At 70.0% G+C, this 12,616-nt stretch carries 12 protein-coding genes and 3 tRNA genes; 8 read left to right on the top strand and 7 right to left on the bottom strand.

The window, feature by feature from the left end:
- Window positions 1–457: 457 nt before the first annotated feature.
- Entirely contained in the window at window positions 458–1,096 is a 639-nt protein-coding gene (locus ACFYNS_RS08705) for a hypothetical protein (protein ID WP_360290294.1), read from the bottom strand.
- Between the two features lie 160 nt (window positions 1,097–1,256).
- Window positions 1,257–1,700: a metallopeptidase family protein gene (locus ACFYNS_RS08710; protein WP_388601852.1), complete on the bottom strand. Its 444-nt coding sequence runs from the start codon at window positions 1,698–1,700 to the stop codon at window positions 1,257–1,259.
- 281 nt (window positions 1,701–1,981) lie between these two features.
- Between ACFYNS_RS08710 and ACFYNS_RS08715 the strand changes: the two genes are divergently transcribed.
- The gene (locus tag ACFYNS_RS08715; protein WP_388601691.1) at window positions 1,982–3,565 is read left to right on the top strand and encodes a metallophosphoesterase; all 1,584 of its coding nucleotides are present in this window, start codon (window positions 1,982–1,984) and stop codon (window positions 3,563–3,565) included.
- A 207-nt stretch (window positions 3,566–3,772) separates the two neighbouring features.
- Window positions 3,773–3,845, top strand: a tRNA-Glu gene (locus ACFYNS_RS08720).
- Window positions 3,846–4,034: 189 nt separating this feature from the next.
- Here ACFYNS_RS08720 and ACFYNS_RS08725 read toward each other — a convergent pair.
- Window positions 4,035–4,700 carry a Uma2 family endonuclease gene (locus ACFYNS_RS08725; RefSeq protein ID WP_360290298.1) on the bottom strand — a complete coding sequence of 222 codons (666 nt, stop codon included), beginning with the start codon at window positions 4,698–4,700 and terminating at the stop codon, window positions 4,035–4,037.
- A gap of 372 nt (window positions 4,701–5,072) precedes the next feature.
- Between ACFYNS_RS08725 and ACFYNS_RS08730 the strand changes: the two genes are divergently transcribed.
- The 3 genes from ACFYNS_RS08730 to ACFYNS_RS08740 all read left to right on the top strand — a co-directional run bounded on the left by ACFYNS_RS08730 (window position 5,073) and on the right by ACFYNS_RS08740 (window position 5,977).
- A complete protein-coding gene (locus ACFYNS_RS08730) occupies window positions 5,073–5,687 on the top strand; it encodes a DUF2867 domain-containing protein (RefSeq protein WP_360290300.1) in 615 nt (204 codons plus the stop codon).
- Window positions 5,688–5,821: 134 nt separating this feature from the next.
- Window positions 5,822–5,896: transfer RNA gene (locus ACFYNS_RS08735), tRNA-Asp, on the top strand.
- Between the two features lie 4 nt (window positions 5,897–5,900).
- Window positions 5,901–5,977: transfer RNA gene (locus ACFYNS_RS08740), tRNA-Phe, on the top strand.
- A gap of 102 nt (window positions 5,978–6,079) precedes the next feature.
- Here the strand turns inward: ACFYNS_RS08740 and ACFYNS_RS08745 are convergent.
- Complete coding sequence (locus ACFYNS_RS08745; RefSeq protein WP_360290302.1) at window positions 6,080–6,355, bottom strand: tyrosine-type recombinase/integrase; 276 nt, start codon at window positions 6,353–6,355, stop codon at window positions 6,080–6,082.
- 255 nt (window positions 6,356–6,610) lie between these two features.
- Here ACFYNS_RS08745 and ACFYNS_RS08750 point away from each other — a divergent pair, with 255 nt between their 5' ends.
- The 3 genes from ACFYNS_RS08750 to ACFYNS_RS08760 all read left to right on the top strand — a co-directional run bounded on the left by ACFYNS_RS08750 (window position 6,611) and on the right by ACFYNS_RS08760 (window position 8,288).
- Window positions 6,611–7,204, top strand: coding sequence for a TetR/AcrR family transcriptional regulator (locus ACFYNS_RS08750; RefSeq protein ID WP_360290305.1), 594 nt, complete (start codon window positions 6,611–6,613; stop codon window positions 7,202–7,204).
- A gap of 92 nt (window positions 7,205–7,296) precedes the next feature.
- Window positions 7,297–7,986 (top strand): type 1 glutamine amidotransferase domain-containing protein, encoded by a 690-nt coding sequence (locus tag ACFYNS_RS08755; protein ID WP_388601695.1) that lies wholly within the window; start codon window positions 7,297–7,299, stop codon window positions 7,984–7,986.
- Window positions 7,983–8,288, top strand: a complete 306-nt coding sequence (locus ACFYNS_RS08760; protein WP_388601697.1) for a DUF1330 domain-containing protein — start codon at window positions 7,983–7,985, stop codon at window positions 8,286–8,288. Before ACFYNS_RS08755 ends, ACFYNS_RS08760 begins: the two co-directional genes overlap by 4 nt.
- A 501-nt stretch (window positions 8,289–8,789) precedes the next feature.
- Here ACFYNS_RS08760 and ACFYNS_RS08765 read toward each other — a convergent pair.
- From ACFYNS_RS08765 to ACFYNS_RS08775, 3 genes are all read right to left on the bottom strand, one after another.
- Window positions 8,790–9,884 carry a hypothetical protein gene (locus ACFYNS_RS08765; protein ID WP_388601699.1) on the bottom strand — a complete coding sequence of 365 codons (1,095 nt, stop codon included), beginning with the start codon at window positions 9,882–9,884 and terminating at the stop codon, window positions 8,790–8,792.
- A 239-nt stretch (window positions 9,885–10,123) separates the two neighbouring features.
- Entirely contained in the window at window positions 10,124–11,575 is a 1,452-nt protein-coding gene (locus ACFYNS_RS08770) for an amidase (protein ID WP_360290310.1), read from the bottom strand.
- Window positions 11,576–11,831: 256 nt separating this feature from the next.
- Window positions 11,832–12,602 carry an MBL fold metallo-hydrolase gene (locus ACFYNS_RS08775; RefSeq protein WP_388601701.1) on the bottom strand — a complete coding sequence of 257 codons (771 nt, stop codon included), beginning with the start codon at window positions 12,600–12,602 and terminating at the stop codon, window positions 11,832–11,834.
- Window positions 12,603–12,616 lie beyond the last annotated feature (14 nt).

Below are 12,616 nucleotides of genomic sequence, written 5' to 3' on the forward strand. Positions count from 1 at the left end.
ATTCGGCACGCGCCCATAACTCCGTGAAATTCGCAAAGAACCGCCTCGATGCGGTCAGCCACGGCCGGAGAGAACGCGCCACACGGCGCGCTGTGCTGACGGCGCCGGGCAAATGGGATCAAACGATCTACCAGCATACGCGGCCCTGGGAGCAACACGCAAACGGGCTCCTGGCCACGATCCCCCCGGTCACCGCGCTCCCGCCTCCCCCGCGGCTCCGCTCCGGCTGGGGGCCGGGCTTCCGGACCGGCTGGGGGCCGGCTGGAGGCGGAGCTTCCGGGCGGCCGCAGACCGCTGCCGGACGCGTGTGGCCCGCTTCCGGGTGCTTGCGGGGTGCGCCTGGGGCGGGGACGAGCCGCGAGCACGCCGCACCCACTCGCCGCTGAGGCCGCCGTCCGGCCGTGCGGGGTGCGGCCCCGCCCGGCCGGGCGCACTCGGGCAGGCGCGCCATGCCCGCTCAGGCCGGACTGGGCTGGACCCGGCGGGCGAAGGCGTCGGAGCCTCCGCCGGGCGAGGCCGTGGTCCGGGTCGGCGAGGGCTCCGGATCCGGCTTGGTCGGCGTCGGGCTGGGCGAGTCGGTCGGCGTACCGGAACCGCCGTCGTGGCCGCCTCCCGCGCCGCCCGAACCGTCGTGGCCCCCGGTCGGACCCGGCCCGGGGCGGGTCCCGCCGCTGCCCGACGACGAACCGGACGAACCGGAACCCTTGGAGGACCCGGTGTCCTCTCCCGAGCCGCCTCCGTCCGAGCCGTCCCGGTCCTCGGAGCGCTCTTCGTCGTCCTGCTCGCCGCGCTTCGCGTGCTTGCCCTTCTTGTCCCGCTCGTGCTCCCGGGCCTTGCGCCCGTCGGCGCCGCCGTGCGCCCCGCCGCGGGGGTGGCCCTTCCGGTAGGCGGTACCGTCCAGCCCGCCCTCCGGCTCGGTCGCCCCGCTGTCGTCGTCGGCCCTGCTGCCCACCGGCACGGTGCCCTCGCCCGCGTCGTCGGCGCCCTGCACCGTCATACAGCCGGTGAGGGTGGAAACCGCCGCGAGTATCAGGACACCCGCGGTCGTCCGTGCGACGACGGTGGGGCTGGGCACGGCGGTACGAACTCGGCGCACGGCGGGACCTCCTGCGCGGGACTACAGGCGAGTGCCGTGCCCAACTCCCCATCACCCCAACAGGTCACGCCACGCGACGCCCACGGCGCTCGGCACGGCGCACGCGCGACCGCCGAGCGCTGCACCGGGCGCGCCCTCTCGCCCCCGGCCTCGCGTCACGTCAGCCGTAGCCGAGTGCATGCAGACGCTCGTCGTCGATGCCGAAGTGGTGCGCGATCTCGTGGACGACGGTGATCTCGACCTCCTCCACGACCCCCTCCCGGCCGTTCCGGCCCTCCCGGCCCTCCCGGCTGTTCTCCGCTTCGTGGCCACCTCCGGCGTCCCCGGCGCCGACGGCACCCCGGTCGCCGCCGGTGGCGGTTTCCCGCTCGACCATGCGCAGGGTCGGCCCGCGGTAGACCGTGATGCGGTCGGGCAGAACGCCCGCGTACCACTCGCCGCGTTCGGTCAGCGGCGTCCCCTCGTAGAGCCCGAGCAGCTCCGGCTCGCCCGCCGGAGGCTCGTCCTCCACGAACACCGCGACGTTGTCCATGAGCCTGGTCAGCTCGGGCGGTATCCGGTCGAGGGCTTCCGCCACCAGCTCCTCGAACTCCTCACGTGTCATCTCCAGCACGTGACCATTGTCGACCCGCGACCCCGCCCGGGCAGCAGCACGCGCACCAGGTTCCGGCGGAACCGGTCCCGCAACCGGGGAGCCGCGCGGCTGTGCGGCCGGACTCCCAGCGAGCGATCGGACTCCCAGCGAGCGGCCGGGCTCCGGACCAGCGGCCGGGCTCCGGAGCGGTCGGACGGTCGGGGGCGAGACCGACTGCAGGCGGCCCCAGGCCGTCGAACGCCCGACGCGCTTGCGGCATAGGATGCCCCACAAGGGGCATACGCGCCCACATGACCAGCGTTGTCACCAAACCGTCGCGGATCGCGAGGGACTGGTTCAGACAGGTCGCCGACCGGCTCGCCCACCGGTTCGCCGCCACCACCCGGCGCCCCTACCGGCGTGCCGCGGGACTGGTGCTCGTGACGCTGCTGGGGGCCTGGCTGGGGCTGCTCGCCGTGGGCAGTGTGCGGGAACCGGTGGGCCCCGTCGACACGACGATGACGCTGCGCCCCTCCGTCAGCGGCGGCACCAAGATCAACGTCGCGCCGCTGGGAGCGCTGGCGCTGGACAGCCACACGGCGCCGCTGCGGCTGGACGTCGACGTCGACGAGCTCGACCAGGAGCGCGCCTCGGCCCTGGTGGACCACCCGGAGCGGATCGAGGGCCTGCAGGACGAGATCTCGGACGACGTCCGCTCGGGCGCGCTCGACCTCGGCGTACGCTCGGCGGTCGCGGTGCTGACCGGCTCCTGCGCGCTGGCCCTCGCCGTCTACCGCAGGCCCCGTCGGGCCCTCGCGGCAGGCGGGCTCTCCCTCGCGCTGTTGGTGGCCTGCGGCGCGACCGCGGCGCTCACCTGGAACCCGAAATCGGTGCTGGAACCGAAGTTCTCCGGGCTGCTGGCGAGCGCCCCCTCGGTGGTGGGCAACGCCCGCAGCATCGCCACCGAGTTCGACGTCTACCAGCAGGAGCTGGCGCGGCTGGTCACCAACGTCACCAAGCTCTACGACGCGGCCTCCACCCTCCCCGCCTACCAGCCGGACCCGTCGACCACTCGGGTGCTGCACGTCTCGGACATCCATCTCAACCCCGCCGCCTGGCACATCGTCCGGTCGCTGGTCGAGCAGTACAGGATCGACGTGATCATCGACACCGGCGACACCATGGACCACGGCACGGCCCCCGAGAACGGCTTCCTGGAGCCCATACCGGACCTCGGCGCCCCCTACGTGTGGGTCCGCGGCAACCCCGACTCGAAGACCACCCAGAAGGCCATGGAGGAACTGGCCGGCACGTCCCCCTCGAAGGTGCACGTGCTGGACGGGGGCGAACCGGTCGACGTCGCCGGGCTGCGGATTGCGGGCTGGGGCGACCCGCAGTTCACCCCGGACCGCTCGGTCGCCGCCGAGGGCGACCCGGCGGAGCGGACGGAGGGGCGCAGGCTCGCCGCCGCGCTGCGCTCCCAGCGGGCCGCCGGCTCCCCGGTGGACATAGCCGTGGGCCACAACCCGGTACTGGCCGAGCAGACCGACGGCCTCGTCCCGCTCGCCCTCGCCGGGCACACCCACAACCGCAGCACGCGGGTGCTGCCGCACGACACCCGGCTGATGATCGAGGGCTCCACGGGAGGCAGCGGACTGCGCGCGGTCGAGGGCGAGACACCGGACAAGGTGCAGGCGTCGGTGCTCTACCTGGACCGGGACAGCAAGCGGCTCCAGGCATGGGACGAGATCGACCTGGGCGGCCTGGGACTGTCCAAGGCGGAGGTGTCCCGCCACCTTCCGGAGGAGATCGAACCGGGCTCGTCGCAGTCCCCGTCGCCCTCGTCGCCCTCGTCGCCGAGTCCGACCGGCACGAGCCCGGCGACGGGCCGCTGACCGAGCAGGAGGGACAGGGCGGGAGGAACGCGGGCAGGACCAGGACGGGTGGAACGGGCGGCCAGACCGCTGACCGGGCAGCCAGGTACGGCGAACCGCCCCGCACGCCCCCGCCCTGACCCGACAATGTTTTGGCGAACGGTTCGTCCATCCCATATGCTGCCCGAGCCTGCTGAAGCGCTGTTCAGGCGCGCGGTCGGCGGTTTCGCCCTCATCGTCTAGTGGCCCAGGACGCCGCCCTTTCAAGGCGGTAGCACGGGTTCGAATCCCGTTGGGGGCACCTCTCTCAGCCCCTCTGAACTGCGAAAACGCGGCCGGAGGGGCTTTTTTTCGTGCCGCTGTGCCGACTCGGCTGTGCCGCCACGGGGCATCCGCGGCCCGGTTTCCGGCGACGGGGAACTCCCCCGGCTCCGCATGCGACCCCGGCGAACGGTTCCAGGGCAGCCCCACGACACCGCCTGGCTCGGCACTACTGGAACGCCAGGTCTTCCCAGGGGACACTCAGGGCGAAGGGCTCGGGGAACTCGATACCGAGGCCGTCCGGCTCCCACTCGCCGACGGCTACGTACACCGAGGGGCGCAGCGGCTTGACGGCGAGCCCGGACCGGTCGATGGCGACCAGCTCGTACGCCCGAACAGAGGTGACGTCCCAGGTCGCGCTCGAGTCGAGCTCGATCTCCCAGTACCAGGGGATGGCCGCCTCCGCGTAGCGGTCCATCTTCCACTGCCGGCGCCTGGGGGTGTCCGAGCCGGAGAGCACCTCGCCCACAAGGACGGTGTCCGTGGCGAAGGTGTCGGCTCCACGGGGCAGGCAGCGGCGGACCATGAAGTCAGGGGTGAGGAAGCTGGACTTGTCGGGCGTGAAGAAGACATTGGTCTCCACCTCGACCTGCCAGCAGCGCTCGTCCCTGCCGCTGCTCTCTCCCCGCATGGCGCGGCGGGCCGCGTCCTCGAGCGCGTTACGCATGCGCACGGCGAAACGCTGATGCTCCAGCGGGCCGCGCCTGTTCCACACGACCCTGCCCTGCCAGAGCTCGATTCCCTCGGCGACGTCGTCCGGAAGCTGCTGAAGTTCTTCCCAGCTCAGCATCTCGGGGAGGTGGAATTCAGGCCCCTCGGCTGCGCCCGCTGACATGCCGCCTCCACTGTTCGCGCTGCTGCCCCGAAGTCAACGTAGCGGACCCGGTACGCGCCGGAAAGCTACTCCGTGCAGCTCGGGCGGCCTGCCGGGCGTTCCCCGCACCCCAGGTGCTTGACGCGACTGGAGTTACACGGACTTCGGGGTCGCCTGCCCATAGGTGCCACATCAGCCCTGCTGCTTGCGGAAACGCAGGCAGCAGGGGACTTCTGCGCGCCATGCGTCCCCGACTCCCCGGTCGCCGGAGCGGGCCTCCCCGACGTCCGGGAAGAGCACCCCTGACCCTCTATACGGTGCCGTACAACAGGGTCTAACCTGGGACTTGTACGGGGCCGTACAGGACGGGGCCCGTACGGAGAGGGGCCGACCATGAGACTTCCCCGCACCGCGCACACCTCCCGCCCCTGGCGGATCCACCAGCTCGCACCCGACTTCCGCGTCGAGGACGTATGGCGGATGCCGACCCCGGGCGGCCCTGACGACCTCGGACACCTCGTCGACCAGATGGCGAACGGCACCGACGCGCACCGCACCAGCACGCCCTCGCGCCTGCTCTTCGCGATCCGCTGGCGGCTCGGCAAGCTCCTCGGCTGGGACAGGCCCGACTCCGGCGTGGGCACACGCGTGCCCACCCTGCGGGACAGGCTCCCCGCCGACCTGCGGAAAGAGCCTCCGGGACCCGACCTCACGGGCGTACCCGTGCCGTTCACGTCCGTCTACCGCACCCACGACGAGTGGGCTGCCGAGATGGCCAACCGCACCGTGCACGCCGTGATGCACATCGGCTGGGTCGCGGACGCGAAGGCCCCCGGCGGGTACCGCGGCCAGATGGCGGTCCTCGTGAAACCGAACGGAATCGCCGGCTCGCTGTACATGGCAACGATCAAGCCGTTCCGGTATCTGGGCGTGTACCAACAGTTGCTGCTGGCCATCGGCCGCGAATGGCGGGCGCGCACCCCCGGGCGGAGCACGGCACACCGCTGACGGTTCGGGGCAGCCTCCGGGGTCTGTTACTCTTTTCCGGCGACGTCACCCCAGCTGGGGAGCGTTCCAAGCCCCGGAAACGCGGTTGGGAGCACACGTCACACTGTGCGAGACTGTAGCTCGCACAAACGCTTGGTCCTGTGGAGCAGTTTGGAGTGCTCGCCACCCTGTCAAGGTGGAGGCCGCGGGTTCAAATCCCGTCAGGACCGCTGCGGCTGGGTAGCTCAGTTGGTACGAGCGTCCGCCTGAAAAGCGGAAGGTCGCCGGTTCGACCCCGGCCCCAGCCACCACCGCCCTGAACTGGGCATACGGCCCCGTCGAGATCTTCGACGGGGCCGTTTTGGTGAGCGTGACATCACTACCTGACATCAGTGGTCACGAAAGCTGACTGCTCAGCTCGTCCAGCGCACGGCGCTTCTCTTCCAGCGAGGCGTGTACATAGACCTCTTGATCACCCCGATGTCGCTGTGACCGACGATCTGCCGGGCGATGTGTGGCGGCACCCCGAGGTCCAGCAGGAGCGAGACGGCCGAGTGCCGGAGATCGTGAAACCGGATCTCCAGCCCGAGCCGCTTGCGGAGCGGGTGCCAGCTCCGCCGAAGGCGGTCCTGCTCGTACGGCGTGCCGGTTCGAGAGGGGAACACCAGCCCGTTCTCCTTCCACTCCATCCCAGCTGCGGCCTCTCCTGCGCCTGCCGCTCCTCAGACATCGCTTCTCATGGCGTGATCATTCTTTGAACCGTGCATGACGGGTCTGGTCGAGCGGCTGATGCCGGACGGGTCGTGGGTGCTGTTCCGTCAGACCGGAAGGCCGTCACCTGACCTCTTGCCGAGTGACGCCCTCGTCTCCCTGTGCGGTGCATGCCGCCTTCTGCGGCAACCCCTCCTAGGCGACTGGTCTACTCCCGATGTTACGGTTCATGCATGCCGGTCACCACACGCAGACCAGACACCCGTCGGATCATCCTCGACACCGCCCAGCGGATCATGGCTCACAAGGGCTACTCCGCGGTCGGTATCAATGAGGTGCTCGCGGAGGCCGGCGTGCCGAAGGGGTCCTTCTATCACTACTTCGCCTCGAAGGACGCCTTCGGTGAAGCGATCCTGAAGAGCTACTTCGCGGACTATCTCGCGGACATGGACGGCATTCTCACCCGGTCCGGCCAGTCGGCAGCCGAGCGACTGATGGCCTATTGGCAGCAGTGGCGGGAGACGCAGAGCGTCGAGGAGTGCCAGGGCAAGTGCCTGGCCGTGAAACTCGGCGCCGAGGTCGCCGACCTGTCGGAGTCGATGCGGCTGGCCCTGGAAGGCGGCACGAGCGCCATCGTGGACCGCATCGAGCGCACCATCGCCGGCGGTCTGGAGGAGGGATCCCTCTCGGTCGACGGTGATCCCCGCGACGTGGCGCAGGCCCTGTACGACATGTGGCTCGGCGCGAGCGTCATGTGCAAGATCCATCGCAGTCTGGCGCCGCTCGACACCGTGCAAGCGGTGACCCGCAGGCTGCTGCACCTGTAGAGGACCCGCGTCCCATGACGCCCGATCATGGGGCCCTCTTCCCTCTTCAACCGAATAGTAGACTGGTCTACTGACCCACCAAGGAGCGTGTCATGAAGATTCTGATTGTTCTCACCTCGCACGACGAGCTGGGCGACACCGGCCGCAAGACCGGGTTCTGGCTGGAGGAACTGGCGGCGCCGTACTACCGCTTGACGGAGGCCGGCGCAGAGATCGTGCTCGCCTCGCCCAAGGGCGGGCAGCCGCCGCTGGACCCCAAGAGCAACGAGGTCGACTTCCAGACCGACGAAACCCGGCGCTTCGAGGCCGACCCGGAGGCAACCAGGGCACTGGCGAACACCGTGCGCCTGGACTCGGTCTCCGCCGACGACTTCGACGCGGTCTTCTACCCCGGCGGCCACGGCCCGCTCTGGGACCTGGCCGAGGACACCGTCTCCGCCCGGCTGATCGAGACGACCCTGCGCTCCGGCAAGCCGGTCGGACTGGTGTGCCACGCCCCCGGCGTGCTGCGGCACACCGTCGACGAGGACGGCACCCCGCTGGTGCGAGGCAAGAACGTCACCGGCTTCGCCAACACCGAGGAGGAGGCCGTCCAGCTCACCGACGTCGTCCCGTTCCTGGTCGAGGACGAGCTCACCGAGCTCGGAGGCGTCTACTCCAAGACCGACGACTGGCAGCCCTACGTCCTGCAGGACGGTCTGCTGATCACCGGGCAGAACCCGGCCTCCTCGGCTCCCGCAGCCGACGCCCTGATCGAACTGGTCACCAAGGGCGGCGTGTGAGCGCCTACGTCGTCATGCTCCGCGAGCGCGTGACCGACCCGGCCGAGCTGGCCGTTTATGCCAGCTCGGCCGGGGCGGCCCGGGCAGGCCACGAGGTGACACCGGTCGTCGGATACGGAGCGATCGAAACCCTGGAGGGCACGCCGTTCGAGGGTGTGCTGATCCATCGCTTCCCGAGCGTCGAGGACGCGCGGGCTTGGTATGAGAGCCCCGCCTACCAGGCAGCGCTGCCCCACCGCCAAGCCGGTGCGGACTACCGCGTGTTCATCGTCGAAGGAGTCGACGACACCCAGGGCCGCTGAGACCGCTTGGCCGACGCGGGCTCCCCGGCCCTCCTCCACAGGCAGGCCGGGGAGGGATCCTGGAGGTGTGCCAGACCGGCGCCGCCGGAGCGGTCGGCCGCCGGCTCGCCCAGCAGTCCGCTGCCTGCGGCGAGAGGGTGACTGGCCTGCAGCGCAGTCCGGCCGGACCGGCACCGTCCGGTCGGCCTCGAGCGGGGCGAACCTGGCGCAGCCCGCGCTCCCACTCGCCGAGAGCCATGAGTTGCGCCCGAGGAGTTGCAGAATTCGATCAACGCTGCGGCCAAGGTGCTGTGAGTCGAATCCGGCCCGGCCGCGAACCGGTCGCCCTCGACGGCCGGGGCCGTGCTGGAACACCGGGGCATGCTCAGGATGAATATCGGCAGCAAGCAGCAGCCGCCCGCACCCAAGCTGCACGGAGGAATCGGGGACTTGAAGACGGCCGATCCTCAATTCGCTGATGCTGCCGACTCCATGCGGCATCAGCAGCCCGACGAGGTGGGGTCAAGTCCCGGGCTTTTCCTCCTCCTCGGGTGTGCGGTGGGTCTTGGAGTTGCCGCCCGTGCTCAGGACCGACTGCGCCTGGTTGTCGACGAGGTGCGTGAACAACTGCTGCGCATATCCGAAGACGATGGCCCAGGCGATGATCTGACCCGGCGAGTCCAGGTCGGTCAGCCCGGGAATGAATGCACCTCGCATCAACAGAATCCCCAGAACTGCCGTCAGCGCTCCGGTGGGCAGCTTGAGAAGTGCGAGGGTGAGTGGGACTCCGAACGGCGTCGTGGTGCCTCTCATGCGTCGCAGAGTCACGGTTGCTGCGATACAGGCCGCCACGAGACCCACCAGCTCGACGACGAGATAGTCCGCTGGGCGGGTCGTTTCCGTCACGATCTTCCTGGTCTCCTCGACACGGGCGGGATCCTTCGGGAGGCGTGCCATGTCGAGTGGGCACACTGCCAGGCGGCCCACGCCGGATTGTTCCGGCGTGAAGCACAGTGGCAGCGCGCCACGGCTGATTCCCCCCAAGACGGCCACGGCGATCGCGATGGCGGTCAACCCGAGCATGACCCACCAGACGATGTAGACGAAACTGCGAATCCGCATCTTTTCGCGGATGTTGACCTGTCGGGCCGCGCCCATGGCATCGAGAAGAGCTTCACGCGCTTCCTCGTCCAGACTGACTCCCTCCGACACCCTTTGAGTAATCTTTTCCACTCTGGTGCGCCGCGGATCGTCGGGCTGGAGATTCTCGCGCACGAAGGCGAGTGCGCCTGGAAGCATCGGCACTACATCATGAAGTTCCGACAGTCGCAGCAGGATGTTGTGTGCAGCGTCGAGGTGGATCTGCCCCACGATGACGTGGGATGCATTCTTGTATCTGCCCGAATGGTGCTCTGAAATTTTCTCCTCGGCCAGCTGCAATTCCTCCCGGGCATCTGCGAGGAGTTTCCCCTTCTTGCTTTCCGGGTCTGCCGCCTCCGCGTCGGCTGCCTCTCTGTCATCCAGAATCGCGCGCAACTCACTGACGCGCGCCCGAATGCTCTCCCGAAGCTCCCATGAACCCGCTTCGGCCCTGCGGCAACTCAACCAGTCCTTCATGGCGTGATTGTGTCGCCCGGGTTCTCTCACCCGCGCGCCGACACGCCTTGCGGCCAGGTGGCCGACGGCATCTTCCTTTTCTTGCTTCTGGATGACGGGTGCGCACCGTCTTCTGGCCTGTATGGGTCCGCAATGCCCTCGTAGAATTCGGAGCACGGTCGTTGTGGGTAAGAAGGCGCTCGGCGCGACGGTGCTTGGCGGTGGGGCGACCAGGGCGGGGTCCGCCCGGCCCGTACCCCCTACTTCGGTGCCTGGAAGCCGCCGATCTTCTGCTCGAGCAGTTCGGCCAACCGAAGTGGGGTGCGGTCCTCGAACATCGGACCGATGAGTTGCACTCCCACCGGAAGTCCCTCGGGGGACCGGCCCGCTGGTACGGCGGTGGCGGGCAGGCCGGGCATGGTCGGAAGACCGGCCCAGACCAGCTGATCGAAGTACGGGTACTCGGCACCGTCGATATCGATCCGGCGTTCCCGCGGGTCGGGGTGGTGGTCGTGCGGGAACGCGGGAGTCGGCGTGATGGGGCACACCACGGCGTCGAACTCGGCGAAGAACCGGCGCCAGCTGTGGCGGTGCAGCTCGCGACGGTTGTTCACCTCGCGCCAGTCGCGGTGGCTGAGCACCATGCCGCGCACCAGCGCCGCGTCGAGGCTCTGGTCGTCCGCGCTCAGTGCGGCGGCGCGGGTCCGCAGCCGCTCGTACTCTTCGACGGGGAAGTGCGCGGCGGAGCCCGAGAACAGCAACTGCCGGTAGATCATCGCGGCTTCGGTCAGATCGGGGAGCAGCGGGCTGTGCCGTTCGACGCGGGCGCCGCCGTCGGCGAGCGCGTCGGCCACCCGGTTCACGCCCGCGCGCACAGCGGATCCGGTCGGAATGAGCGGATGCTCGTCGAGGACCAGGATCCGGGCTTCGCGGAGTCGTTCGTGGCGCGCGGGCGGCAGCGTCAGGTGGTACGCCGTACCGAGCGTCAGCGGGTCGGGTCCGGCCATGACGTCGAGCAGGAGCGTGAGGTCGCGAGCGGTGCGCGCCATCGGACCGACGACGGCGAGATCGTGCTCGACCGGCAGGGCCGGCCCGGGCGGCGGGACCATGCCGCGGGTCGCCGCCAGCCCGAGTGTCGGCTTGTGTGCGTAGACGCCGCAGAAATGCGCGGGGGTGCGCAGCGAACCGGCGAGGTCGGAGCCGATGGACAGTGCGCCGAATCCGGACGCCAGGGCAGCCGCCGAGCCGCCCGAGGATCCGCCCGACGTACGACGGGGATCCCACGGGTTGTTGGTGGTCCCGTAGATCTCGTTGAAGCTCTGTATGTCCTGCAGCCCCAGGGGCACGTTGGTCTTGCCGAGCACCACCGCACCCGCGGCCTTGAGCCGCGACACCTGCACCGCGTCCTCGGACGGCACGTGGTCCCGATGTTGCGGCATCCCCCAGGTCGTGGGCAGCCCGGCGATGTCGTAGGACTCCTTGACCGTCACCGGAATGCCCAGCAGCGGCCGGTCCGCACCGCGGGCGCGGGCCTGGTCGGCATCGCGCGCTGCGGCCCGTGCACGGTCGAAGTCCGGCACACAGATGGCGTTGATCGCGGCGTCGTCCCGATCGATACGTGCGATGGCCTCGTCGGTCAGCTCCGCCGAGGTCACTTCACCGGCACGCAGGGCAGTCGCGAGTTGTTCGGCTGTCCGAAAATTCCACTCCATGAGCGGGACCGTATGGGTCTGTGGAGGAGGGCACGAAATGCCGCTCGGCACAACGGGGACGGACGAGTTCCTCGTGCTGTGCGGCGGGCCCGGCGCGGGAATCGGCGGGAGGTCGCCGATTCGTCCCCGTCCTCCCCGGCCGCCCCGCGCTGGCCAGGGAGTCAACTGAACAGGGAATCAGGGGCACACGGCCCCAGCCGACAGTCCGCGGCGGGGCCGTTCGCGTGTCGGCCCGTCCGGTGATCCGAGTACCGGGCTAGCCGACCGGGAAAGTGGCGCCGGGTGCGGCATGGTCGACCGGGCCGGCGAACCGGTCCGAGGCGCGGGTCACCGCCTCCTGCGGAGTGAGGGACCGGCCGACATGGGTGACGATCAGCCGCGCTGCCCGGGCCGCGGTGGCCGCGTCACCGGCGTCTTCGGGCGTGTGGTGCACCTGCGGGCCCTCGGTCGGCGCCTGGGCGCTGTCGGCCTCACACAGCAGCACGTCGCATCCTGCGGCCAGTTCCGCGAGGTTCGCGCAGGGCGCGGTGTCCCCGGAGTAGGCCGGCGTCCGGCCCTCGGCCTCGATGCGCACGGCGAAGGCCGGGATCCCGTGCTCCACAGTACGGCTGGTCATGGTGAGGGCACCGACCCGCGCCCGGTGCCCGTCTTCCAACTCGTGGACGGCGAAGGCGGACTCGACCGGGCTGCGGTTCGCGCCGTTGGTGAGGAAGTGGGCCAGCCGGTCGGCGATCCCGGGCGGCCCGTACAGGGGGATGGGCGCGGCAAGCCGGACATCCGCGAACAGCGCCGCGTAGTAGGCAGTGAGCAGGTCCGCGCTGTGATCCGCGTGCAGGTGCGAGATCCAGATCGCGTCCACCTCGTCGAGCCGGACGTGACGCTGCAACTGTGCCAGCGTCCCACTGCCCGCATCCATCCAGACGCGCGTGCCGCGGCCGGACACCAGGTAGCCGGAGCACGCATTGTCGACGCTCGCGTAGGGCGTGGCGGATCCCAGGACGGTGAGGCGGAGGACATCGTTCGTCACCGCAGGAGTCTAAA

The organism is Streptomyces sp. NPDC006925, assembly GCF_042869575.1.
In the GTDB taxonomy this organism is placed as follows: Bacteria; Actinomycetota; Actinomycetes; order Streptomycetales; family Streptomycetaceae; genus Streptomyces.

Excerpts from the sequence above, each read along its gene's own strand:
- ACFYNS_RS08755 (WP_388601695.1), top strand. The coding sequence starts at position 7,297 with ATGAAGATTCTGATTGTTCTCACCTCGCACGACGAGCTGGGCGACACC.
- ACFYNS_RS08710 (WP_388601852.1), bottom strand. The coding sequence starts at position 1,700 with ATGACACGTGAGGAGTTCGAGGAGCTGGTGGCGGAAGCCCTCGACCGG.
- ACFYNS_RS08730 (WP_360290300.1), top strand. The coding sequence starts at position 5,073 with ATGAGACTTCCCCGCACCGCGCACACCTCCCGCCCCTGGCGGATCCAC.
- ACFYNS_RS08770 (WP_360290310.1), bottom strand. The coding sequence starts at position 11,575 with ATGGAGTGGAATTTTCGGACAGCCGAACAACTCGCGACTGCCCTGCGT.
- ACFYNS_RS08765 (WP_388601699.1), bottom strand. The coding sequence starts at position 9,884 with ATGAAGGACTGGTTGAGTTGCCGCAGGGCCGAAGCGGGTTCATGGGAG.
- ACFYNS_RS08745 (WP_360290302.1), bottom strand. The coding sequence starts at position 6,355 with ATGGAGTGGAAGGAGAACGGGCTGGTGTTCCCCTCTCGAACCGGCACG.
- ACFYNS_RS08750 (WP_360290305.1), top strand. The coding sequence starts at position 6,611 with ATGCCGGTCACCACACGCAGACCAGACACCCGTCGGATCATCCTCGAC.
- ACFYNS_RS08725 (WP_360290298.1), bottom strand. The coding sequence starts at position 4,700 with ATGTCAGCGGGCGCAGCCGAGGGGCCTGAATTCCACCTCCCCGAGATG.
- ACFYNS_RS08715 (WP_388601691.1), top strand. The coding sequence starts at position 1,982 with ATGACCAGCGTTGTCACCAAACCGTCGCGGATCGCGAGGGACTGGTTC.